Source organism: Enterobacter cloacae complex sp. P13B (assembly GCF_014895915.1).
In the GTDB taxonomy this organism is placed as follows: Bacteria; Pseudomonadota; Gammaproteobacteria; order Enterobacterales; family Enterobacteriaceae; genus Enterobacter; species Enterobacter bugandensis.
Genome location: NZ_JADBQN010000002.1, coordinates 140,055 through 162,978 on the forward strand (window position 1 = coordinate 140,055; position 22,924 = coordinate 162,978).

Sequence of the window (22,924 nt, forward strand, 5' to 3'; positions counted from 1 at the left end):
ATCTGTAGCGCCATTTTTTATGTTTGCTCAGGTCAGGCCGTGCCGCCCACCGTCAGATTATCCACTTTCAGCGTTGGCTGACCCACGCCAACCGGCAGGCTCTGGCCTTCTTTACCGCAAACACCCACGCCGTTATCCAGCTTCAGATCGTTACCGACCATGGAAATCTGCTGCATCGCTTCAATGCCGGAGCCAATCAGCGTCGCGCCCTTCACCGCTTTAGTCACTTTGCCCTTCTCAATCAGGTACGCTTCTGAAGTCGAGAAGACAAACTTACCGGAGGTGATATCCACCTGGCCGCCGCCAAAGTTTGGCGCAAAGATACCGTAATCCACGGATTCGATAATCTCCTGCGGCGTGGATTTGCCCGGCAGCATATAAGTGTTGGTCATGCGCGGCATCGGCAGGTGCGCGTAAGATTCACGGCGGCCGTTACCCGTTGGCGCTACGCCCATCAGGCGCGCGTTGAGTTTGTCCTGCATGTAGCCTTTCAGCACGCCGTTTTCGATCAGCACGTTGTACTGGCCTGGCGTACCTTCATCGTCGATAGAAATCGAGCCGCGGCGGTCAAGCATGGTGCCATCATCCACTACGGTGCAAAGCTCAGAGGAGACGAGCTGTCCGATCTGGCCGCTGAACACGGACGTCCCGCGACGGTTAAAATCGCCTTCCAGACCGTGGCCCACCGCTTCGTGCAGCAGCACGCCCGGCCAGCCTGCGCCCAGCACCACCGGGAATGTCCCGGCCGGCGCCGCAACAGCATTAAGATTCACCAGCGCCATGCGCACGGCTTCTTTAGCCCACGCGTCAGCACGCGCTTCGCCGTCAACATCACCCAGGAACCAGTCATAGCCGAAACGACCGCCGCCGCCGCTTGAGCCGCGCTCGCGTTTGCCGTTGTCATCGACCTGCACGCTGATGGAGAGACGCACCAGCGGACGCACATCGGCCGCCAGCGTACCGTCCGTTGCCGCCACCAGAATCAGTTCATACACACCGCTCAGGCTGGCGGAGACTTCCTGAACACGTTTGTCGGCGGCGCGCGCCACTTTGTCCACGCGGCGCAGGATGTCCAGCTTCTCTTCGCGGCTCATGCTCTGCAGCGGGTCGATGCTGGTATAAAGCGCGGAGTGCTGCACTTCACCCAGGGTTTTCACGCGACCGTCGCCGGCATCGCGCACAATGGTACGCGCGGCCTGAGCGCTCTGCTCAAGCGCGGCCAGGCTAATCTGGTCGGCATAGGCAAAACCGGTTTTTTCGCCGCTGATGGCGCGCACGCCGACGCCCTGGTCAATGTTATATGAGCCATCTTTGATGATGCTGTCTTCTAAAACCCAGGATTCGTGATAGCTCGACTGGAAATAGAGATCGCCGTAGTCGAGACGGCGTTCGGTCAGTTGACCAAGAATGGAGAACAGGTCCTGATGGCTCAGGCCGTTCGCTGCGAGCAAATGTTCACTTACCAGGTTCAGACTCATCGTATTGCTACTCGTTCGTTGCCGCCCGTGGCGGTATAAAGATCGTATTTATTGAGAGTGAGGCAATTACCAGCCCACGTCAAATCATTGCTGTGCATCTTTGCGCGGCTGGCGCAGCACCTCGTTAATCTGCGGTTTATCCACCGGACCGGTAATGCGGTAGCGCAGAATGGAGACCTTGCTCCACAGCGGCCCCAGCACTTTACTGGCGGCAAACACCGCCGCACCGACAATCGGGTTAACCACAAAGGCCGCCGCCACGCCCACGCTGGCGGAAATTTCCGGCGCCACCACGGCTTCCATATCCAGCTCGCGACGCACGAGGTTGACCGAGCCTTTCATGGCGATGTCCGCTTCCAGCCCATCCACCAGCGTGTCGTCCGTGTGCAGAACGCCGTCCTTGATCCACGCCGTACTGCGGATGGAATCGTAATAGAAACCTTCGCTGAAGGTGTCGCTGAAATCGAAGCGCAGCTTGCGCAGCAGCGCATCAAAACTCAGCAGGCGCAGGATCTGCCCGGCACGCCCCGTGCTCACATCGGCGATTTCACCTTTGCCAAAGTGTGTTTTCAGAATACCGTTCAGTGACGCTTCGTCCGGTGTCCACGGCGCGGCACGCCAGTGAAGATCGTAATTAACGTTAAACGAGGAGCCGCGCAGCGGCGTGCTGATGCCAAAGAAGTTGGCTGCCGCATCCAGCTTGTTGCCTTTAATGTCGCCCTTCAGGGACGTGCGCTGCTCGCCCGGGTTATTCACCCACTCTCCACCCGCTGTCATGCGGCCAAAGCCGGTGTCGATCAATCCGCCGGAGAGCTTGAGCGTATTCCCCTGGATGGCAAAATCACCGTCGATACGGCCATATTTTTGCCCCCACAGCCAGCACTCCGCGCAGCGCAGCTGCAGATCGGGCCAGCCGCTAAAATCGACGCGGGTAGTATTACTCAGCGGCGATGTATTCGCCGGTTTATCTTTACTCGCGGCAGCCGGATTGTAGTAGAGATAGCGGATCGCTGCCTGCCACGGCGCGTTATTGCGCATGGTCAGCGTGCCGTTGATTTCCCGGCCCTGCGCCTCCACTTTTGAGCCGTTAGCGGTTGGCTGGGAGACAATGCTCAGATTGTTCCACTGCTGTCCGCCCAGCATCAGCGACGGCGTGCGTACGGTAATGGTCTGCGGGAACTGGGCGGCCTCATCAACGTTTTGCCCAACGCCTTTCTGGATCAGCGCCAGCCACTCCGCACCGTCCATCGGCGGGAGATTCAGCTCAACGCCCGCATGCTCAGGCAACGGCGGCGTGGTTTTGCTGTCCGTCGTCCAGATGGCTCTGTCGAGGGTAAGCTTGCGGTTAAGCAGCCAGCGGCTGTTAAAGTGGTTTGTTCCGCCCGCACTTCCGGTCAGCGCGAAGCTGTCCAGATTGCCATCCACGTTAAGCTTCACCGGCAGCGGCTGTCCGGCCTGTTTATCCAGCGGCGCAGGCAGCTGGCTTTGAAGATTCTTCAGGTCACCCGTAATGTCGACCTTATAGTGTGCACCCGCGTGATAAGGCAGGTCGATTGCCACTTTGCCCTGCCAGGCGACCGCGCCCGCTACTGACGCCTCAATCGGCTTCGGCAGGACGTCCATACGCGACGGCTGCCAGTTGCCGTCCAGATTAACGGCCACCTGATAAGCCTTTTGCCCCTCGGCTGTTGAGAAGTCGATATTCACCGGCTGATTAAACCAGCTGGCGGTCAGCGGCTCGCTTTTCAAATTACCGTTCACAAAGCTGAACTGTCCGCTGAGGTCTTTCAGGGTGCTATCAAGCGGTTTAATGTACAGGCTGTTGTTCTTCAGACGGACGTCACCTTTGGCGGTGGTCATTTCACCGTCCAGCGGGATATCCAGATGTAAGCGAGCATTCACATCGCCATCGAGCTGGAGCTGCTGAAGGGTCGCCGCCAGCGACTCTTTGAGTGGCGTCTCCTCAAAGTACGGCCCCACCGCTTTCCCCGGGCCGTTGATGTCGGCATCAATCAGCAGCTTCTCTTTTGAGTAGTCCGGGATGTTGGCCGTCAGGTTGCTGGCCGTTACGCCTCCCAGCGCAACGCTGTCCGCCTTCATCCATAATCCGTCGTTGAGGAAGTTAAGCTCGATATCCAGGTTTTTCAGCGCGGGCCAGCCCGGCTGGAACGCGAAGGTGGCGTCGTGCAGCGGCACCAGCACCTGGAACTGCCCCTCATTATGTTTGTACGGGAAAAGATGCGGGTTACCGCCGTAGACCAGCGTGGCGTTTTCCGCCTGACCGCCCTGAATTGCGCCGCTCAGATAGTCGACCAGCGCTTTACCCATCAGATTTTCCGGGAAATAGCGCCAGGCCTGAGAACCGTCATCGGTACTGATCCCGGCCAGAATGCCCAGCCACGGTTCGTCACCCTGCGGCTGTAAATAGCGGAAGTCACCCCGCGCGTGTACCGCTTTGGCTTTGACGTCGATATGGCGACCATCAAGCTGGAAGCCCTTATCGTTACGGAGCCAGTTAAGCACCGCGCTGCCCTGCTCAATTTCCAGCGGCGCGCGGAAGACCGTCTCGTAAGGCATTTTTGCGTTGTGCATATCGGCCGTGAGCCTGCCGTTCTCCACGCTGCCTTCCAGCTTGCCGCTGAAATGCTCCGCGCCCGGCAGCATCTTCCACTGCTTCCAGGCAAGATCTTTCCATGTTGCCTGGAAACGGGTTTTTTCCGTCGCCTGAAGCGGGATATCCAGCGCCAGAGAATCAATTTTTCCGCTCGGCTGCGTTGCCAGCCAGATCTCGCCCAGGTCGGGAGAGAGCTTTGCCGCCATGGAGCGCAGGCCTTCAATGGCCGCCAAATCCAGATTACTGGCGCGGATGCGCAGCTCATCGCTGCGTTTACTCGCCGCGCCGCCCACGTCCTGCTCCGGCATCCAGGCCAGCGTCAACGCACCGCGCGGCCACGGCTTGCCGTCCATCGTGATGCGCGTATCCGGGATGGCGAACTGCCAGCCCTCTTTTTCCTGCGTCACGTGCGCGGTGAGGTTATCGACGGAAAGCTGATGCTGCTGTCTTTCACCCTTCCAGCTCGCGCCCCCTTGCTTCAGCCAGATATCGCCGCTGGCAAATTTCCCTTTCGTCAGGGCCATCCAGCCCTCAAGGCTGAAACGGGCGGTTTCCAGCTGCATGTTTTGCTGCAGCCAGTCGCCGAGCCAGGGCTTTACATCCACATCGTCGGCCTGCAGCCAGACTTTGCCGTTGTTTAACAGGCCGTCATCGTCACGCAAGTCCATACGCACCTGCATGACGCCGTGCTGGCCGTTCAGGCTGGAAAGATTGACCTGCCCTTCGGCGCGGTGTCGATCCTTGCCGTTAAGCCAGGTCAGCTGCGGGATCGCCAGTTCGGCGCGCTGGCCAGAAAGGGTAATAAAGCTCACTTCGCTGTCGCGCAGATCGAAATGATCGAACTGGCGGAGGAAGAGATCGCTGAAGCGGTTGGCTTCCAGGCCCTGATTGTTATCACCGCCAGTCAGCGGCGTATTGGTCAGAAACTGGAGTTGATAAAAGGTGAGATCGCGAAACTGCCAGCGCAGATGCAGCAGGCTTTGCCAGACGTCCAGCGCCAGGGTTACGCGTTTGATTTTGAGATGACCGCCATCTTTCAGGCTGGCGTTGATGTCACGGACATCCAGCGTCGGGCCAAAATTCTGCCAGCTGGCGCTAACCTGGCTTACGTCGACCGGTACGCCGGTGGTGGATTCGATTTTCGCCAGCAGCTGCGGACGCCAGCTGTCCAGATGCGGTAAAACGAGGCGTAGCCCGCTCACGAGCAACGCGACAATCACGACCAGCGTTGCCCCTGTAAGCACTAAAATCCCCGGCAATCGCCTCACGCATCTCTCCTTGTCAGCTTTCGTCACGCAGCGTACTGCGTTTTACATCATTACGACGTCAAACTGCTCCTGGTTATAGAGCGGTTCAATTTGTACTTTTACCTGTTTGCCGACAAAGATTTCCACTTCCGCCAGCGCGTGCGACTCTTCGCCTTTCAGGGCTTCAGCCACCGCAGGGGAAGCATAGACCAGAAAACGGTCTGAGTCGTAGGCATGATGGACACGGACAATTTCACGCATGATCTCGTAGCAGACCGTCTCCACCGTCTTTACCGTTCCGCGTCCATGGCAGGTTGGACACTCATTACACAGGACATGTTCCACGCTTTCGCGGGTCCGTTTCCGGGTCATTTCCACCAGGCCGAGCTGCGAGAAGCCATTGATGCTGGTTTTCACGCGGTCCTTACTCAGCGCCTGCTCCAGCGAGTGCAGCACGCGACGACGATGGTCTTCATTACTCATATCGATAAAGTCGATGATGATAATGCCGCCGAGGTTGCGCAAACGAAGCTGACGCGCAATCGCCTGCGTGGCTTCGATGTTGGTGTTGAAGATGGTGTCGTCCAGATTGCGATGACCGACAAACGCGCCGGTGTTGATATCGACGGTGGTCATCGCTTCAGTCTGATCGATGATCAGATAGCCGCCGGACTTCAGTTCGACCTTGCGTTCTAGCGCTCGCTGGATCTCGTTTTCGACATCATAGAGATCGAAGATCGGCTGACGCCCGGTGTAATGCTCCAGCAGGCCCGGCATTTCCGGGATGTATTCAGCGGTAAACTCCAGCAGCGCTTCATACGTCAGGCGAGAGTCCACGCGGATGCGGTCGAGCTGCGCGTCGGCAAAATCACGCAGCACGCGCTGCGCAAGCGCCAGCTCACCGTATAGCTGGTAGCGAGTCTGGTTGCGTTTTTTACGCTCCATCACTTTGGTCCAGACGCGCTTCAGGTAAGCCGCATCCGACGCCAGGTCTTCTTCGCTGATCCCTTCTGCAGCGGTACGGATAATAAACCCGCCCTGTTCATCGCAGTAGGCGCTGACCACTTTCTTCAGCCGCTCGCGCTCGCTTTCGCTCTCAATACGCTGCGAAACGCCCACGTGTGACGCGCCGGGCATAAAGACCAGATAGCGGGAAGGTAAGGTAATGTCGGTGGTCAGACGGGCACCTTTGGTGCCAAGGGGATCTTTCACCACCTGCACCATTAAGTCCTGGCCCTGACGCACCAGCTCGGAAATGTCGCGCACGGCAAACTGCTTTTGCTCTTCGCCCGCGACGCACTCGGTGTGCGGCATGATGTCGGAGGCATGTAAAAATGCCGCCTTATCCAGTCCAATATCTACAAAAGCCGCCTGCATACCCGGCAGTACACGACTGACACGACCTTTGTAGATATTGCCTACTATTCCGCGCCGCGCTTCACGCTCAATATGAATTTCCTGAAGAATGCCACCGTCAATATAGGCCACACGGGTTTCCGATGGCGTTACGTTTACCAACAATTCAGCCGTCATAATTATCCCTTCCCTCACGCAGTGAGTTAAAATTGCTCAGCAACTCATACGTTTCCACCAGCGGTAAGCCGACTACGGCGTGATAGCTGCCATTAATCTTCCTGACAAAACAGCCACCCAACCCTTGAATACCGTATGCACCTGCTTTATCCATCGGTTCACCGCTGGCAATATAAGCGGCGATCTCGTCGTCGGTAATCACTCTGAACGTGACATCCGTAACCACCAGGCAATCCAGCACGTGCTGGCTGTCCGCCAGCGCGACGGCCGTCATCACCTGGTGCGTTTGCCCGGACATCTTGCGCAGCATGCGCGCCGCATGGCCGGCGTCATGCGGTTTCTCGAGGACTTCACCGTTAAGGATAACGATGGTATCTGCTCCCAGCACGGGCAGATCGCGCGGCACACAGGCCACGCCCGCCTGCGCTTTCTCGCGTGCCAGGCGAGACACGTACTGCTGAGCACTTTCGCCCTCAGCACGTTTTTCTTCAATGCCGGTCACGATGCGTTCAAAAGAGACCCCTAACTGCGTCAGGAGTTCCTGACGGCGCGGAGAGCCGGAAGCAAGATACAGAGACGTCATAGAAACCTTTTATTGCACAGCAAACTGCTGGCGAACCTTACGCATCAGCAGGAATAGCCACGGCCAGAGCACACCGTTTACTACACTACTCCAGAACACTTCCGGTCGGAAAGAGACGTTGATCACTAAAAACTCTGCCCAGAAAACAACGATATCCGCAGCAAGCGACAACAGCATCACGACCAGGGCCTGTTGCCAGAGCGCGAGGTTACGGAAGAGCTGGAATTTCAGTGCGACGAGGTACGCAATAATGCTCATGGACAGGGCGCGCACGCCCAGCGTAGAGCCACTAATGAGATCCAGTATGGCACCCATCACAAAACCCGTGCCGACATTTACGCGATGCGGCAGGGCAAGGATCCAGTAAAGTAAAATGAGCAAGACCCAGTTTGGCCGGAAAACGAGAATGTTATCCGGCCAGGGCATAATCTGCAGCAACAGTGCAATGAGGAACGAGAGCCAGATGACCCAGCGTCCCTGGCTACGATAGCTTGCCACTACTGCCCTCCCGAAGAGAGTTTAGGCGGTGGCGGCGCATCAGGCTGCGGCTGCGTTAACCCGGTTGCCGGCGCAGGCACGGGCGCAGGCGGCCCCATAGAGTCCGCTGGCGGAAGAACCTGCGGCATCATCTGCATCAGGCGTTCGTTCGCCACGCGATGCACCTCTTCAGGCGTCATCGGGTTAGCACCGTTACGATCGGCACCCCAGAGCAGCAGCAGGTAGCGCAGACGCTGTAAACCGGCGGTTGGACGGGCCTGAATCACGGTGTATGCACGCTGCGTATCCAGCTTAACCGAAGAGACCACCGCAACCGGGTAACCTTCAGGGAAGCGTCCACCGAGACCGGACGTCACCAGCACGTCGCCGACACGGATGTCCGTGTTAGCAGGCAGATGTTCCAGCTGCAGATCGTCCGTGCAGCCGTTACCGGCCGCAATCACGCGGATATCGTTACGCAGAACCTGGATCGGCAGCGCGTGGGTGGCGTCGCAAATCAGCAGCACACGGCTGGTCAGTTTGGCGACGGCAACGACCTGGCCTACTACGCCCTTATCACTGATGACGGGCTGACCTTCATACACCCCGTTCACGCTCCCTTTGTCGATCACAACCTGATCGCTGTAAGGGTCGTTCACGGTGGAGATCACCTGGGTAACCATCTTCTGCTCGTCCTGACGCAGCGGCGAGCCGAGCAGTTCACGCAGACGCGCGTTTTCCTGCTTGTATTGCCCCAGCATCAGCAGTTCGCTGTTTTTCAGCAGCAGTTCCTGGCGTAATGCCCGGTTTTCAAGTTCGAGCTGGTCTCGTGAAGACAGCGTTTGAGAAACGGAGTCGAGCAGTTCACGGGGACCATTTGATATAAAGTAGAAAGGACTGACGGCGGTATCCATGTACGTTCGGATCTGGCTGAACGTACCGAGGCGGCTATCGGCAATAATGACGCCAAGCGCAACCAGAACCGCCAGAATGAGGCGAAACTGTAGCGATGGGCCACGGCTAAAAATTGGCTTCATAGGCTATGCGTATTCTCGTGTCAGAGAGAAAGGGTAGCGATTCGCTACCCTTTCACCATGACTACTCTTCGCTGAACAAGTCGCCGCCGTGCATGTCGATCATTTCCAGCGCCTTGCCACCACCGCGGGCGACGCAAGTCAGTGGATCTTCTGCAACTACGACAGGAATACCTGTCTCTTCCATCAACAGGCGGTCGAGGTTACGCAGCAGCGCACCACCACCGGTCAGAACCATACCGCGCTCGGAGATGTCGGACGCCAGCTCTGGTGGGCACTGTTCCAGCGCAACCATTACCGCGCTCACGATGCCCGTCAGTGGTTCCTGCAGTGCTTCCAGAATTTCGTTGGAGTTCAGGGTAAAGCCGCGTGGAACACCTTCCGCCAGGTTACGGCCACGCACTTCGATCTCACGCACTTCATCGCCCGGATACGCAGAACCGATTTCGTGTTTGATACGCTCTGCGGTGGCTTCACCGATCAGAGAGCCGTAGTTACGGCGCACGTAATTGATGATGGCTTCATCGAAGCGGTCACCACCGATACGTACGGAGGAGGAGTACACCACGCCGTTCAGTGAGATAACGGCCACTTCAGTGGTACCACCACCGATATCCACCACCATAGAACCGGTGGCTTCAGAAACAGGCAGACCCGCACCGATTGCCGCAGCCATTGGCTCTTCAATCAGGAACACTTCACGTGCGCCTGCACCCTGGGCAGATTCACGGATTGCGCGACGTTCTACCTGGGTTGCGCCAACCGGCACACACACCAGAACACGCGGGCTTGGGCGCATGAAGCTGTTGCTGTGAACCTGCTTGATGAAGTGCTGAAGCATTTTTTCAGTCACGAAGAAATCAGCGATAACGCCGTCTTTCATTGGGCGAATAGCGGCGATGTTGCCAGGGGTACGACCCAGCATCTGCTTCGCGTCATGACCCACTGCGGCCACGCTTTTCGGCGAGCCTGCACGATCCTGACGAATGGCCACAACAGAAGGCTCATTCAATACGATGCCTTGTCCTTTTACATAAATAAGGGTATTCGCGGTACCCAGGTCAATGGACAGGTCATTGGAAAACATGCCACGAAATTTTTTCAACATACTAAGGGATAATCCTGAAAGCTGGGGCGGAAAACAAAATCCGCTTACTTTACCAACCACACGCAGCAGCGACAAGGCGCAAAAATCATCTGCAACGGTGAAAATTTGTGCAGTACGTTTCCTGTTGTTACAAATTCATCCCCTGACTCCCTCAGGGCTGAGTAAACAGTCGTGTTCCTCACTGATATTTGTAACCCATTAAAGGTCGTTCACTGGCTTTTTGCTCGACATACTCAAAGCTACAGGCGCGATATTCTACGTGAAAACAACGTAAACGGCAGGTCAAACAGAGTATCTTTGCAAATATTTTTTCACGTTGGTGTCAAGCGGCTGAGAGGCGGCAAAAAAATCGCCCTGACCGCCCGTCACTCCGCGCTCTGTTAACATCTGCCATTCGCCTCTGGAGCGCACGCCTGCGGCAAATACCTGTGTTCTTGTTCCCTTACACGCTTCAACCAGACTCTGAACCAGCAGCTGGTTTTCCGTGCGCTTCTCAATATTCCTTACCAGCCCCGGATGTAGCTTTAATAGCTCCACATCCAGCTCCTTGATCCAGCTGGTACTGACCAGCGTTAAACCCGCCTGCGTTACCGCGACACGGGCACCGAGCGCGTTGATCAAACGGACCACCGGACGCAACCGGCTGATGTGTTGACCCACATCCGCCTCAGCAAGTTCAAAAATAATGCGTTTGCGTTGCGATTTTTCGCATTGCATTAATGTATCACGCAGCCAGCGCTGAAAACGCGGGCGTATTAATGACTCAACGGTAACCTGTAACGCCAGATTCTCTTCAGGCCAGAATGATAAAAATGGAATCAAGCGTGTAATTTGCTGGCGGTCATACTCTTCGGAGAGCCCAAATTGCAGAACCATCGGCAGATATTCCGCAGAAATAACCTCTTCCGTCCCGTCGAAAATACGGCACATCAATTCCCGGTGGTGGACAAAACCGTTCTTCATGACCGCCGGTTTTTGATAAATACGCGGCCCGCCGCGACTCAGCATTTGCTCAATCAAAGTACGCCAGCGCACGTTTCCACGCCCCTTTTCAGGCAGCGAATCATCATAGACCGCCCATCCGTTCGCCCCTTGCAATACCGCGTTGCGGGTGGCCGCTTCCGCATGCTCCATCACCTGCTCTGTCGACTGTCCGCCGCGCCAGGCGCAAATCCCCATATGGACCATATCGTCTCTGTCGAGCATTTTGCTCTGCGGCAGCGCGTCGACGGCCTTAAGTAGCTGGCTGGCAATGCTTTCTGATTCCTTCAGCGTGCGATGCGGCAGCAATACGGCAAAGTCGCTGCGGTGGTAGCGGGCCAGCAGCGCCCCCGGATAGCGCATTATAAAGGTGGAGAGCAGGTTGATCAGCGTAAAGAGATTTTCTTCCGCCGCCCGCTGCCCCCATGTGTCGCGCAGCAGATCGAAATCGGGCAGGCGAATCATCATCACCACCCCGTGCGTGCCCACTTTTTCCGGGTCGTCGAGCAGCGTGGCGAGTTGATTGTCAAAGAAAAGGCGGTTGTTAAGGCCGGTTTTATTATCCTGCGCGGCATAAGAGCGGATCAGCGTATCCATTCGGCTGCGCTGGTCGCTGGCAAACTGGATCTCTGAGAGCAGCGTATCCAGCGCGCTGCTGGCGCGTGAGGGCCATTCATGGACCGAGCCGCGAACCTGCGGGCCGCGTTCACCGTTCAGGATGCGCACGGAGCGGATCTCCAGCAGTTCCTGGCCTGAAAGCTGGCGGCGCAGCCAGCGGACCGCGAGAAAAATCAGCAAAATAATGAAGGCGACGGCAACAGTGAGCGGCGCGGTGGTCATCATAGAACGGAAATAGCTGGCCATCGGATCGAGGTAGACCATGTGTATGGTCATCCCCGGATTTTTGAGGGAGTGCACCGTTACTTCCCGATACTGGCTCACCACGCCCGCAGGTCGATAGCTGTCCTGTCGTTCATGGCTTAAAACCGGATGCTTTCCCTGCTGGATGTCGACCTGAATAATATCAACCGGCACCATCAACTCATCCAGCTCCCGGGATAGCTCAGGAAGTGGAGTGGTCAGCAGACGCGTATCAATGACAGACGCAACGGACTGCACCCGGTTAACCAGTTTGTCCTGAATGGCGTTATAAAAGCTCAAAGAGCAACCAAGAAGCGTGACAAAGATGGTAAGCCCCGTCAGCAGGGTGATAAAAGCCGAGAACTTCGTCGTTAATCGCATCCTTGAGATTACTCCGTGGGTTGATGGGGTAGCGAGTAAGCGCTAACTTGCATTTCAAATGCGGCATACTACCAAACCTGGCGTATCTGGCAATTTATTGCGTTAAATCGGCATTGCTTTACCCTGAGCGAGTATAGTCTTCAGGAACTCTTTTCCAATCATCTGAGCCGTGAGGACCCCGTATGCAGGCTTTAATCTTAGAACAGCAGGACGGCAAAACGCTTGCCTCAGTACAGGCCGTAGAAGAGACTCGCCTGCCGGAAGGCGACGTCACCGTCGACATCGACTGGTCCAGTTTAAATTATAAAGATGCGCTGGCGATCACCGGCAAGGGTAAAATCATCCGAAATTTCCCTATGGTGCCGGGTATTGATTTTGCTGGCCGGGTTCATAGCAGCGAAGATCCCCGTTTTCATGCGGGCCAGCAGGTGCTGCTCACCGGCTGGGGCGTGGGCGAAAATCACTGGGGCGGGCTGGCAACGCAGGCGCGCGTGAAGGGCGACTGGCTGGTGCCTATGCCGAAAGGCATAGATGGCCGCAAAGCGATGATCGTTGGTACCGCAGGCTTTACCGCCATGCTATGCGTGATGGCGCTGGAAGAGGCGGGTGTTCGCCCCGAGTCGGGTGAAATTGTTGTGACCGGGGCCAGCGGTGGCGTGGGCAGCACGGCGGTCACGCTGCTGCACAAGCTGGGTTATCAGGTTGCGGCGGTTTCCGGCCGTGAAAGCACGCATGATTATCTGCGCCAGCTCGGCGCCTGCCGCATTCTTGGCCGCGATGAGTTTGCCGAGACCCGCCCGCTGGAAAAACAGGTCTGGGCAGGTGCGGTGGATACCGTCGGTGACAAGGTGCTTGCAAAAGTCCTGGCGCAGATGAACTACGGCGGCTGCGTGGCAGCCTGCGGCCTGGCGGGCGGATTTGCCCTGCCAACGACCGTCATGCCATTTATTCTGCGTAACGTCCGCCTGCAGGGTGTGGATTCCGTGATGACGCCTGCGGCTCGCCGTGCAGAGGCATGGGAGCGTCTGGTGCGCGATTTGCCGGAATCGTTCTATACCCAGAGCGCTACCGAAATTACGCTCAGCCAGGCACCTGAATATGCCAGTAAGATCATGGATAACCAGTTCCACGGCCGCGCGCTGGTGAAAATCGCCTAATCTTCAAATTTTCGTGACATATTCGCGCTAACGCTTCTCCTCCGTCATGCTTAGAAAAACGCATGACGGAGGATGCCATGAAAAACCGAAAACTGACGGAAGCCGACGTAACGTCTGAATCTGTCTTTATGTTACAGCGCCGCCAGATCCTGAAAATGCTTGGCATCAGCGCCACGGCACTGACGCTCTCTCCAGCGGCACACGCCGACCTGCTCGACTGGTTTAAAGGCAACGATCGCCCTAAGGCGCCTTCCGGTGCCCCGCTTACCTTTACCAAACCCGCCGAATGGCAAAACACGCTGGCGCTCACGCCGGAAGATAAAGTCACCGGCTACAACAACTTCTACGAATTTGGTCTGGATAAAGCCGATCCTGCCGCCAATGCCGGCAGCATGAAAACCGATCCGTGGACGCTGAAAATCGACGGTGAAGTGGCAAAACCTCTGACGCTGGACCATCACGATCTGACCACCCGCTTCCCGCTTGAGGAGCGTATCTATCGCATGCGCTGCGTAGAGGCCTGGTCGATGGTGGTGCCCTGGGTAGGCTTCCCGCTGCATAAGCTGCTGGCGATGGTTGAACCCACCAGCAACGCAAAATACGTCGCCTTCCAGACACGCTACGCCCCGGACGAGATGCCGGGCCAGAAAGACCGGTTCATCGGCGGCGGGCTGGAGTATCCGTACGTTGAAGGGTTACGTCTTGACGAAGCCATGCATCCCCTTACCCTCCTGACCGTCGGCGTTTACGGCAAGGCGCTTCCGCCGCAGAACGGTGCCCCCATCCGTTTAACCGTGCCGTGGAAATACGGTTTCAAAGGGATTAAATCGATCGTCAGCATTAAGCTGACCCGCGAACGTCCGCCGACGACATGGAACCTGGCGGCGCCGGGTGAATACGGCTTCTTCGCCAACGTGAACCCGCATGTGGATCATCCCCGCTGGTCGCAGGCGACGGAACGCTTTATTGGCTCCGGCGGCGCGCTGGACGTGAAGCGCCAGCCCACGCTGCTGTTTAACGGGTATGCGGATGAAGTGGCGTCCCTTTACCGTGGCCTCAATTTACGGGAGAACTTCTGAGTGCGTTTAACGGCAAAGCAGATTACCTGGCTGAAAGTGCTGCTGCATTTAGCCGGGATACTTCCTTTTATCTGGCTGTTCTGGGCGGCCAGCCAGGGCCTCTTTAGCGCCGATCCGGCAAAGGATATCCAGCATTTTACCGGTCGGATGGCTCTGAAATTTTTGCTGGCCACCTTGCTCGTCTCGCCGCTGGCGCGCTACGCTAAACAGCCATTATTGATACGCACCCGTCGGCTTTTGGGGCTATGGTGTTTTGCCTGGGCGACCCTGCACCTCACCAGTTACGCCCTGCTGGAACTGGGAATTAACAATCTGACATTGCTTGGCCGCGAGCTGGTAACACGCCCTTACCTGATGCTGGGCATTGTTAGCTGGCTGATCCTGCTGGCGTTAGCGCTGACATCCACGCAATATGCGCAGCGAAAGCTGGGCCGTCGCTGGCAGTTGCTGCACAACTTCGTCTATCTTGTCGCGATCCTCGCCCCCATTCATTATCTGTGGTCGGTGAAGATCCTCTCTCCGCAGCCGGTCCTTTACGCGCTGGCAGCCGTGGCGCTTTTAGCATGGCGTTACAAGAAGTTCCGCCAGTGGTTGCGATAGTTCGCGAAACTGTGCGTTTTCCCGCAGATTACCTCTCAACCGCAAATCTTTTTTGGATTGCGGTTGATAATCTTCCCTGATAAGACCAGTATTTAGCTGCCAAATGCTACGAAATCGTTATAATGTGCGACCTTGGTTCGCCTGACAGCGGTTTTAGGCCTCTGAAAAGGTGACATTTGCGCTTCGACGGTATATTTTGTTTTTTACCCGAAAATCGCAGGAGATAGCGGCATAATGACTGATAAGTTCCACATCTTAGTATTAAACGGACCGAACCTGAACATGCTCGGCACCCGTGAGCCAGAGAAGTACGGCACGCTGACATTGAGCGAAATTGTTAACCGTCTGAGCACGGAAGCAGCCTCGCTGAATGTGGATTTGGATCATTTTCAGTCAAACGCGGAGTACGCAATCATCGACCGTATTCATCAGGCTAAAGACACTGTGGACTATATCCTGATCAATCCGGCCGCGTTTACGCACACCAGTGTTGCTATCCGCGACGCACTGCTCGCGGTGAGTATCCCGTTTATCGAGATCCACCTGAGTAACGTGCACGCCCGAGAGCCGTTCCGCCACCATTCGTATCTGTCGGATATCGCTGCTGGCGTTATCTGCGGACTGGGCGCAGACGGCTATTCATACGCTTTACAGACAGCGGTAAAACGCTTGTCACAATCACACTAAACAAGAGTACGGAACCCACTCATGGATATTCGTAAGATTAAAAAACTGATCGAGCTGGTTGAAGAATCAGGCATCTCCGAACTGGAAATTTCTGAAGGCGAAGAGTCTGTACGCATCAGCCGTGCAGCCCCAGCCGCTAGCTTCCCGGTAATGCAGCAAGCTTACGCTGCGCCAGTGCAGCAGCCTGCGCTTTCCGCAGCCGTTGCACCAGCAGCTGAAGCCGCACCTGCCGCTGCAGCAGAAATCAGTGGTCACATCGTACGTTCCCCAATGGTTGGTACTTTCTACCGCACCCCGAGCCCGGACGCGAAGGCGTTCATCGAAGTGGGTCAGAAAGTCAACGTAGGCGATACCCTGTGCATCGTTGAAGCGATGAAAATGATGAACCAGATCGAAGCTGACAAGTCAGGTACTGTGAAAGCGATTCTGGTCGAAAGTGGTCAGCCGGTTGAATTTGACGAGCCGCTGGTCGTCATCGAGTAACGAGGCGAACATGCTGGATAAAATTGTTATCGCCAACCGTGGCGAGATTGCACTGCGTATTCTTCGTGCCTGTAAAGAACTGGGCATCAAGACCGTGGCCGTGCACTCAAGCGCGGATCGCGATTTAAAACACGTATTGCTGGCGGATGAGACGGTCTGTATTGGCCCGGCTCCGTCCGTAAAAAGCTATCTGAACATCCCGGCTATCATCAGCGCCGCTGAAATCACCGGCGCGGTGGCAATTCATCCGGGTTACGGCTTCCTCTCTGAGAACGCCAACTTTGCTGAGCAGGTTGAACGCTCTGGCTTTATCTTCATCGGTCCGAAAGCCGACACCATTCGCCTGATGGGCGACAAAGTGTCTGCAATCACCGCAATGAAAAAAGCCGGTGTTCCAACCGTGCCAGGCTCTGACGGCCCTCTGACCGACGACATGGATGCTAACCGTGCTCATGCTAAACGCATTGGCTACCCGGTTATCATCAAGGCGTCCGGCGGCGGCGGCGGTCGCGGTATGCGCGTTGTGCGCAGCGATGCTGAACTGGCGCAGTCCATCTCCATGACCAAAGCGGAAGCGAAAGCGGCTTTCAGCAATGACATGGTGTACATGGAAAAATACCTGGAAAACCCACGCCACATCGAAATTCAGGTGCTGGCTGACGGTCAGGGTAACGCGATCTATCTGGCAGAACGTGACTGCTCCATGCAGCGTCGTCACCAGAAAGTGGTCGAAGAAGCGCCAGCGCCGGGCATTACCCCGGAACTGCGTCGCTACATCGGCGAGCGTTGCGCCAAAGCGTGCGTCGATATCGGCTATCGCGGGGCGGGTACCTTTGAGTTCCTGTTCGAAAACGGCGAGTTCTACTTCATTGAAATGAACACCCGTATTCAGGTTGAACACCCGGTTACCGAAATGATCACCGGCGTTGACCTGATCAAAGAGCAGCTGCGTATCGCAGCCGGTCAACCTCTGTCCATCAAGCAGGAAGAAGTTGTGGTGAAAGGCCATGCGGTAGAGTGCCGTATCAACGCCGAAGACCCGAACACCTTCCTGCCAAGCCCGGGTAAAATCACGCGTTTCCACGCGCCGGGTGGTTTTGGCGTGCGCTGGGAGTCTCATATCTACGCCGGTTACACCGTACCGCCGTACTATGACTCAATGATCGGTAAGCTCATCTGCTACGGCGAAAACCGTGACGTGGCGATTGCCCGCATGAAGAACGCCCTGCAGGAGCTGATCATCGACGGTATTAAAACCAACGTTGATCTGCAGATGCGTATCATGAGCGACGAGCACTTCCAGAATGGTGGGACGAATATCCACTACCTGGAGAAAAAACTCGGCCTGAACGAGAAGTAAGAGAGCTGTGTTGCTAAAAGGCCGGATTATCCGGCCTTTTTTATTTCTGGGGATCGCAAAGCCCCATCATGTACAATCCCCGCTTTCTGCATCCACAAGGGACAAAAAATGGACAAACGTTTTGTTCAGGCCCATAAAGAAGCGCGCTGGGCGCTGTGGCTGACCCTTCTCTATCTTGCTGCATGGTTAGTAACTGCTTACTTACCTGACTCCGCTATTGGCATCACCGGCCTGCCGCACTGGTTCGAAATGGCCTGCCTGCTGGTACCGCTGGTGTTTATCCTGCTGTGCTGGGCAATGGTGAAATTCATCTATCGCGATATTCCGCTGGAGGACGATGATGCAGCTTGAAGTCATTCTGCCGCTTGTCGCATACCTGCTGGTCGTGTTTGGTTTATCCATTTACGCCATGCGCAAAAGAACGACCGGTGCTTTTCTGAACGAGTATTTCCTCGGCAGCCGTTCGATGGGCGGCGTTGTGCTGGCAATGACGCTGACCGCGACCTATATCAGCGCCAGCTCGTTTATTGGCGGCCCCGGTGCGGCCTACAAGTACGGGTTAGGCTGGGTACTGCTGGCGATGATCCAGCTGCCTGCCGTCTGGCTCTCCCTCGGTATTCTTGGTAAGAAATTTGCCATTCTGGCGCGCCGCTATAATGCCGTCACGCTCAACGACATGCTGTTTGCCCGTTACCAGAGCCGCTTACTGGTGTGGCTGGCGAGCTTAAGCCTGCTGGTAGCCTTTATTGGCGCGATGACCGTACAGTTTATCGGCGGGGCACGCCTGCTGGAAACGGCGGCCGGGATCCCTTACGAGACAGGCCTGCTTATCTTCGGGGTAAGCATCGCGCTCTATACCGCGTTTGGCGGGTTCCGCGCCAGCGTGCTGAACGATACGCTGCAAGGAATGGTCATGCTCATCGGCACGATTGTTCTGCTGGTGGGGATTGTTCATGCCGCGGGTGGACTCACTCATGCGGTGGAAACCCTGGAAGCGATTGACCCGAAACTGATTTCACCGCAGGGCGCGGATGATATCCTCTCGCCGACCTTTATGACCTCGTTCTGGGTGTTAGTCTGCTTCGGGGTGATTGGTCTGCCGCATACCGCCGTGCGCTGTATCTCCTATAAAGACAGTAAAGCCGTTCACAAGGGCATCATCATCGGGACGATTGTAGTCGCGGTCCTGATGTTTGGTATGCACCTGGCAGGTGCATTAGGGCGCGCGGTGATTCCCGACCTTACCGTGCCGGATCTGGTGATCCCGACGCTGATGGTTAAAGTGCTGCCGCCCTTCGCCGCCGGCATTTTCCTCGCAGCGCCAATGGCCGCCATTATGTCGACCATTAACGCCCAGTTACTGCAAAGTTCCGCTACGATCATTAAAGATCTCTATCTGAACCTGCGCCCTGAGCAGGTTGAAAATGAACGTCGCCTGAAGCGGATGTCTGCCGTCATTACGCTGGTGTTAGGAGCTTTGCTGATGTTAGCTGCATGGCGTCCGCCGGAGATGATCATCTGGCTGAACCTGCTTGCGTTTGGTGGGCTTGAAGCCGTTTTCCTGTGGCCGCTGGTATTAGGTCTTTACTGGGAACGCGCGAACGCTGCAGGCGCGCTGAGCGCGATGATTGTTGGCGGTGTGCTGTATGCCATCCTTGCGACATTTAAGATTCAGTATCTGGGCTTCCATCCGATTGTGCCTTCGTTACTGCTAAGTTTACTGGCGTTTGTGGTGGGGAACCGTTTCGGTCAGCCCGCCCCACAACCCGCTATGATTTCTACTGATAAATAAAGAGTTTTGCCATGCCGTGGATCCAACTAAAACTGAACACAACCGGCGCGAACGCCGAAGAGCTAAGCGATGCGCTGATGGAAGCCGGCTCTGTCTCCATCACCTTTCAGGACACGCACGACACGCCGGTCTTTGAACCGCTGCCGGGCGAAACGCGCCTGTGGGGTGATACCGACGTGATCGGCCTGTTCGATGCCGAAACCGACATGAAAGAGGTGGTGGCGATTCTGGAAAACCATCCGCTGCTGGGAGCAGGCTTCGCGCATAAAATCGAACAGCTGGAAGACAAAGACTGGGAACGCGAGTGGATGGACAACTTCCACCCGATGCAGTTCGGCAAACGTCTGTGGATCTGCCCAAGCTGGCGCGAGGTTCCCGATGAAAACGCGGTGAACGTGATGCTTGACCCAGGCCTGGCGTTTGGCACCGGCACCCATCCAACCACGTCTCTGTGCCTGCAGTGGCTGGATGGTCTGGATCTGGAAGGTAAGACGGTGATCGACTTCGGCTGCGGTTCCGGGATCCTCGCGATTGCCGCTCTGAAACTGGGCGCGGCGAAAGCCATCGGGATCGATATCGATCCGCAGGCCATTCAGGCCAGCCGCGATAATGCCGAGCGTAACGGCGTCTCCGATCGTCTGGAGCTCTACCTGCCGGAAGCGCAGCCAGAAGCCATGAAAGCCGATGTGGTGGTCGCAAACATTCTCGCGGGCCCACTGCGTGAACTGGCGCCATTAATCAGCGTGCTGCCGGTTGAGGGTGGTCTGCTGGGACTTTCAGGCATCCTGGCAAGCCAGGCGGAGAGCGTTTGCGAAGCCTACGCCGATCTCTTTGCGCTCGACCCGGTCGTCGAGAAAGAAGAGTGGTGCCGCATTACCGGTCGTAAAAAATAAGTATTTGGCGTGGTCCTCTGACCACGCCTTTTCTCCTCGAATATTCCTCCCGCACCTGGCCTGCCTCCGGTAAAATAACCCTACAAATCATATTGATAAATTTTGATTTGGATAATAAAAATTCACGGGAAGAATATTATGAAACACGTTTATAGCAAGGCAGCGCTGTTAGCGCTGAGCATGATCTCGGCTTCAGCATGCGCATCACACTGGAGCTACAAAGGAGAAAGTTCACCGGAGCACTGGGGTGAACTGGATGAAGCGTACAAGACCTGTAACAGTGGAATGAACCAGTCTCCCATTGATATTGATTCAACCGCTAACGCCCATCTCTCCCCGCTGCAAACGCACTACGTTGACGGCCCTGTGACGCTGACAAACAATGGCCATACCATTCAGGCAAGCGAGGAGGCCGACACTCGCGACACTATCACGCTGGATAAGCAAACCTGGACATTACAGCAGTTCCACTTCCACGCGCCGAGCGAAAACACCGTGCACGGCAAGCATTACGCGATGGAAATGCACCTTGTGCATAAAAATGCGAAGGGGGAACTGGCGGTGGTCGCGGTCATGTTCGACAAAGGGGCAGAGAACCGTGAACTTGATAAACTGTGGGACGTTATGCCTCAGCAGGCTGAGCTGAACGTCTCCATCAAGCAGGAGCTCAACCTGAATAAGCTGCTGCCGGAAGATAAAACGTACTGGCGCTTTAGCGGCTCGCTGACAACGCCACCGTGTTCAGAAGGCGTCACCTGGATCGTGCTTAAGCATCCTCTGACGGTCTCCGCCGGGCAGCTCGAGAAATTCACCCACACAATGCATCACGATAATAACCGGCCGGTACAGTCCCTCCATGGTCGTGTTATCCTCGAATAACGTCTATTTTTTGCCCTGAGATCATGTTCTAAAATGCGACGCAGATCGCAAAGAAGTGGGGAAATCTGCTGTTAAAAACAGCAGATTATCCCGCTCATCTGTCGCATTTATTCAGAAATGATGAGAAGTTACGGGAAATTGTAAGCGCACATAAAATAGCCATCAGCGCATAACTCAATGATTTCAATAATGAATAATTTTAAACGAAAAGATTGCGCGGCGATTCCTTGATCTACAACAGTGGATTGTTCAAAGTTTGGCCTTTCATCTCGTGCAAAAAATGCGTAATATACGCCGCCTTGCAGTCACAGTATGGTCATTTCTTAACTCATGCGCATCGGACACCACCAGCTTAGAAATCGCCTGATCGCAGCCCCAATGGCAGGTATTACCGACCGGCCGTTCAGGACGCTGTGCTATGAGATGGGAGCCGGTTTAACCGTATCCGAGATGATGTCGTCTAACCCGCAGGTTTGGGAAAGCGATAAATCCCGCCTTCGGATGGTGCACATTGATGAACCAGGTATTCGCACCGTGCAAATTGCCGGAAGCGTGCCTGAAGAGATGGCAGATGCCGCGCGTATTAACGTGGAAAGTGGTGCCCAGATTATTGATATCAATATGGGTTGCCCGGCCAAAAAGGTGAATCGCAAGCTTGCAGGTTCAGCCCTTCTGCAATACCCCGACCAGGTGAAAGCTATCCTGACGGCGGTTGTCAGCGCAGTGGACGTTCCTGTTACGTTGAAGATTCGCACGGGTTGGTCGCCGGAACACCGTAACTGTGTAGAGATTGCCCAACTGGCCGAAGATTGTGGTATTCAGGCCCTGACCATCCACGGACGCACTCGCGCCTGTTTGTTCAATGGTGAAGCTGAATACGACAGCATTCGGGCAGTTAAGCAGAAGGTTTCCATTCCGATTATCGCGAATGGCGACATAACTGACCCGCTTAAAGCCAGGGCTGTACTCGACTATACGGGAGCTGATGCTCTGATGATAGGACGTGCAGCTCAGGGAAGACCCTGGATCTTCCGGGAAATCCAGCATTATCTGGACACTGGGGAGCTGCTTGCCCCACTGCCTCTGGCAGAGGTAAAGCGCTTGCTTTGTTCGCATGTTCGGGAACTGCATGACCACTACGGTCAGGCAAAAGGGTACCGAATTGCGCGTAAACACGTCTCCTGGTATCTCCAGGAGCACGCTCCAGATGACCAGTTTCGGCGCACATTCAACGCCATTGAGGATGCCAGCGAACAGCTGGAGGCGTTGGAGGCATACTTCGAAAATCTTGCGTAATGAAATAAAGAGCTGACAGAACTATGTTCGAACAACGCGTAAATTCTGACGTACTGACCGTTTCTACCGTTAACTCTCAGGATCAGGTAACTCAAAAGCCCCTGCGTGACTCGGTTAAACAGGCACTGAAGAACTATTTTGCTCAACTGAATGGTCAGGATGTTAATGACCTGTATGAGCTGGTACTGGCTGAAGTTGAACAGCCACTGTTGGACATGGTGATGCAATACACCCGCGGTAACCAGACCCGCGCTGCGCTGATGATGGGTATCAACCGTGGTACTCTGCGTAAGAAACTGAAAAAATACGGCATGAACTAATTTCGATTAGCTAACTGCTTGTTTAAAAAGGCGCTACCTGGCATGGGGATGCGCCTTTTTTATTGTCTTATTCTTTCACCG

The 22,924-nt window shown here is 55.8% G+C and carries 20 protein-coding genes; 12 read left to right on the plus strand and 8 right to left on the minus strand.

The genetic code is table 11. The features are described from left to right. Positions 1-32: 32 nt before the first annotated feature. From tldD to csrD, 8 genes are all read right to left on the minus strand, one after another. Positions 33-1,478, minus strand: a complete 1,446-nt coding sequence (gene tldD, locus IM273_RS00980) for a metalloprotease TldD (protein WP_028014602.1) — start codon at positions 1,476-1,478, stop codon at positions 33-35. An 84-nt stretch (positions 1,479-1,562) separates the two neighbouring features. After that, on the minus strand, positions 1,563-5,360 hold the full coding sequence (gene yhdP / locus IM273_RS00985; RefSeq protein ID WP_193050478.1) for an AsmA2 domain-containing protein YhdP: 3,798 nt from the start codon (positions 5,358-5,360) through the stop codon (positions 1,563-1,565). Positions 5,361-5,402: 42 nt separating this feature from the next. Continuing rightward, entirely contained in the window at positions 5,403-6,872 is a 1,470-nt protein-coding gene (gene rng, locus IM273_RS00990) for a ribonuclease G (RefSeq protein WP_008502847.1), read from the minus strand. Then, a complete protein-coding gene (locus IM273_RS00995; protein ID WP_041907832.1) occupies positions 6,862-7,455 on the minus strand; it encodes a nucleoside triphosphate pyrophosphatase in 594 nt (197 codons plus the stop codon). Before IM273_RS00995 ends, rng begins: the two co-directional genes overlap by 11 nt. A 9-nt stretch (positions 7,456-7,464) precedes the next feature. Further along, on the minus strand, positions 7,465-7,953 hold the full coding sequence (gene mreD / locus IM273_RS01000) for a rod shape-determining protein MreD (protein ID WP_008502849.1): 489 nt from the start codon (positions 7,951-7,953) through the stop codon (positions 7,465-7,467). Further along, positions 7,953-8,969, minus strand: a complete 1,017-nt coding sequence (gene mreC, locus IM273_RS01005; RefSeq protein WP_028014605.1) for a rod shape-determining protein MreC — start codon at positions 8,967-8,969, stop codon at positions 7,953-7,955. The genes mreD and mreC overlap by 1 nt, the downstream gene beginning before the upstream one ends. 61 nt (positions 8,970-9,030) lie before the next feature. Next, positions 9,031-10,074, minus strand: coding sequence for a rod shape-determining protein MreB (gene mreB / locus IM273_RS01010; RefSeq protein ID WP_000913396.1), 1,044 nt, complete (start codon positions 10,072-10,074; stop codon positions 9,031-9,033). Between the two features lie 282 nt (positions 10,075-10,356). Beyond that, positions 10,357-12,297, minus strand: coding sequence for an RNase E specificity factor CsrD (csrD, locus tag IM273_RS01015; protein ID WP_041907831.1), 1,941 nt, complete (start codon positions 12,295-12,297; stop codon positions 10,357-10,359). A 182-nt stretch (positions 12,298-12,479) separates the two neighbouring features. Here csrD and IM273_RS01020 point away from each other — a divergent pair, with 182 nt between their 5' ends. The 12 genes from IM273_RS01020 to fis all read left to right on the plus strand — a co-directional run bounded on the left by IM273_RS01020 (position 12,480) and on the right by fis (position 22,843). Then, entirely contained in the window at positions 12,480-13,454 is a 975-nt protein-coding gene (locus IM273_RS01020) for an MDR family oxidoreductase (protein ID WP_193050476.1), read from the plus strand. Between the two features lie 77 nt (positions 13,455-13,531). Further along, complete coding sequence (gene msrP, locus IM273_RS01025) at positions 13,532-14,533, plus strand: protein-methionine-sulfoxide reductase catalytic subunit MsrP (RefSeq protein WP_028014608.1); 1,002 nt, start codon at positions 13,532-13,534, stop codon at positions 14,531-14,533. Next, positions 14,534-15,133, plus strand: coding sequence for a protein-methionine-sulfoxide reductase heme-binding subunit MsrQ (gene msrQ / locus IM273_RS01030; RefSeq protein WP_028014609.1), 600 nt, complete (start codon positions 14,534-14,536; stop codon positions 15,131-15,133). Positions 15,134-15,367: 234 nt separating this feature from the next. Next, on the plus strand, positions 15,368-15,820 hold the full coding sequence (gene aroQ, locus IM273_RS01035; protein ID WP_028014610.1) for a type II 3-dehydroquinate dehydratase: 453 nt from the start codon (positions 15,368-15,370) through the stop codon (positions 15,818-15,820). Positions 15,821-15,841: 21 nt separating this feature from the next. Further along, positions 15,842-16,303 (plus strand): acetyl-CoA carboxylase biotin carboxyl carrier protein, encoded by a 462-nt coding sequence (gene accB / locus IM273_RS01040; protein WP_010436174.1) that lies wholly within the window; start codon positions 15,842-15,844, stop codon positions 16,301-16,303. Positions 16,304-16,313: 10 nt separating this feature from the next. Then, positions 16,314-17,663, plus strand: a complete 1,350-nt coding sequence (accC, locus tag IM273_RS01045; protein WP_003860388.1) for an acetyl-CoA carboxylase biotin carboxylase subunit — start codon at positions 16,314-16,316, stop codon at positions 17,661-17,663. 108 nt (positions 17,664-17,771) lie between these two features. Continuing rightward, positions 17,772-18,014, plus strand: coding sequence for a YhdT family protein (locus tag IM273_RS01050; protein ID WP_006178860.1), 243 nt, complete (start codon positions 17,772-17,774; stop codon positions 18,012-18,014). Then, a complete protein-coding gene (panF, locus tag IM273_RS01055; RefSeq protein WP_028014612.1) occupies positions 18,004-19,455 on the plus strand; it encodes a sodium/pantothenate symporter in 1,452 nt (483 codons plus the stop codon). The genes IM273_RS01050 and panF overlap by 11 nt, the downstream gene beginning before the upstream one ends. A gap of 11 nt (positions 19,456-19,466) precedes the next feature. Continuing rightward, positions 19,467-20,348 carry a 50S ribosomal protein L11 methyltransferase gene (gene prmA, locus IM273_RS01060; RefSeq protein ID WP_028014613.1) on the plus strand — a complete coding sequence of 294 codons (882 nt, stop codon included), beginning with the start codon at positions 19,467-19,469 and terminating at the stop codon, positions 20,346-20,348. 138 nt (positions 20,349-20,486) lie between these two features. Beyond that, on the plus strand, positions 20,487-21,227 hold the full coding sequence (locus tag IM273_RS01065) for a carbonic anhydrase (RefSeq protein ID WP_028014614.1): 741 nt from the start codon (positions 20,487-20,489) through the stop codon (positions 21,225-21,227). Between the two features lie 330 nt (positions 21,228-21,557). Beyond that, positions 21,558-22,523: a tRNA dihydrouridine synthase DusB gene (gene dusB / locus IM273_RS01070; RefSeq protein ID WP_008502861.1), complete on the plus strand. Its 966-nt coding sequence runs from the start codon at positions 21,558-21,560 to the stop codon at positions 22,521-22,523. A 23-nt stretch (positions 22,524-22,546) separates the two neighbouring features. Next, the gene (gene fis, locus IM273_RS01075; protein WP_000462905.1) at positions 22,547-22,843 is read left to right on the plus strand and encodes a DNA-binding transcriptional regulator Fis; all 297 of its coding nucleotides are present in this window, start codon (positions 22,547-22,549) and stop codon (positions 22,841-22,843) included. The last annotated feature ends 81 nt before the right edge of the window (positions 22,844-22,924 follow it).

Bases quoted from the DNA above. Each gene is read 5' to 3' on its own strand.
- tldD (WP_028014602.1), bottom strand. From the start codon at position 1,478: ATGAGTCTGAACCTGGTAAGTGAACATTTGCTCGCAGCGAACGGCCTG.
- rng (WP_008502847.1), bottom strand. From the start codon at position 6,872: ATGACGGCTGAATTGTTGGTAAACGTAACGCCATCGGAAACCCGTGTG.
- IM273_RS00995 (WP_041907832.1), bottom strand. From the start codon at position 7,455: ATGACGTCTCTGTATCTTGCTTCCGGCTCTCCGCGCCGTCAGGAACTC.
- mreC (WP_028014605.1), bottom strand. From the start codon at position 8,969: ATGAAGCCAATTTTTAGCCGTGGCCCATCGCTACAGTTTCGCCTCATT.
- mreB (WP_000913396.1), bottom strand. From the start codon at position 10,074: ATGTTGAAAAAATTTCGTGGCATGTTTTCCAATGACCTGTCCATTGAC.
- csrD (WP_041907831.1), bottom strand. From the start codon at position 12,297: ATGCGATTAACGACGAAGTTCTCGGCTTTTATCACCCTGCTGACGGGG.
- IM273_RS01020 (WP_193050476.1), top strand. From the start codon at position 12,480: ATGCAGGCTTTAATCTTAGAACAGCAGGACGGCAAAACGCTTGCCTCA.
- msrP (WP_028014608.1), top strand. From the start codon at position 13,532: ATGAAAAACCGAAAACTGACGGAAGCCGACGTAACGTCTGAATCTGTC.
- aroQ (WP_028014610.1), top strand. From the start codon at position 15,368: ATGACTGATAAGTTCCACATCTTAGTATTAAACGGACCGAACCTGAAC.
- accB (WP_010436174.1), top strand. From the start codon at position 15,842: ATGGATATTCGTAAGATTAAAAAACTGATCGAGCTGGTTGAAGAATCA.
- accC (WP_003860388.1), top strand. From the start codon at position 16,314: ATGCTGGATAAAATTGTTATCGCCAACCGTGGCGAGATTGCACTGCGT.
- IM273_RS01050 (WP_006178860.1), top strand. From the start codon at position 17,772: ATGGACAAACGTTTTGTTCAGGCCCATAAAGAAGCGCGCTGGGCGCTG.
- panF (WP_028014612.1), top strand. From the start codon at position 18,004: ATGCAGCTTGAAGTCATTCTGCCGCTTGTCGCATACCTGCTGGTCGTG.
- prmA (WP_028014613.1), top strand. From the start codon at position 19,467: ATGCCGTGGATCCAACTAAAACTGAACACAACCGGCGCGAACGCCGAA.
- IM273_RS01065 (WP_028014614.1), top strand. From the start codon at position 20,487: ATGAAACACGTTTATAGCAAGGCAGCGCTGTTAGCGCTGAGCATGATC.
- dusB (WP_008502861.1), top strand. From the start codon at position 21,558: ATGCGCATCGGACACCACCAGCTTAGAAATCGCCTGATCGCAGCCCCA.
- fis (WP_000462905.1), top strand. From the start codon at position 22,547: ATGTTCGAACAACGCGTAAATTCTGACGTACTGACCGTTTCTACCGTT.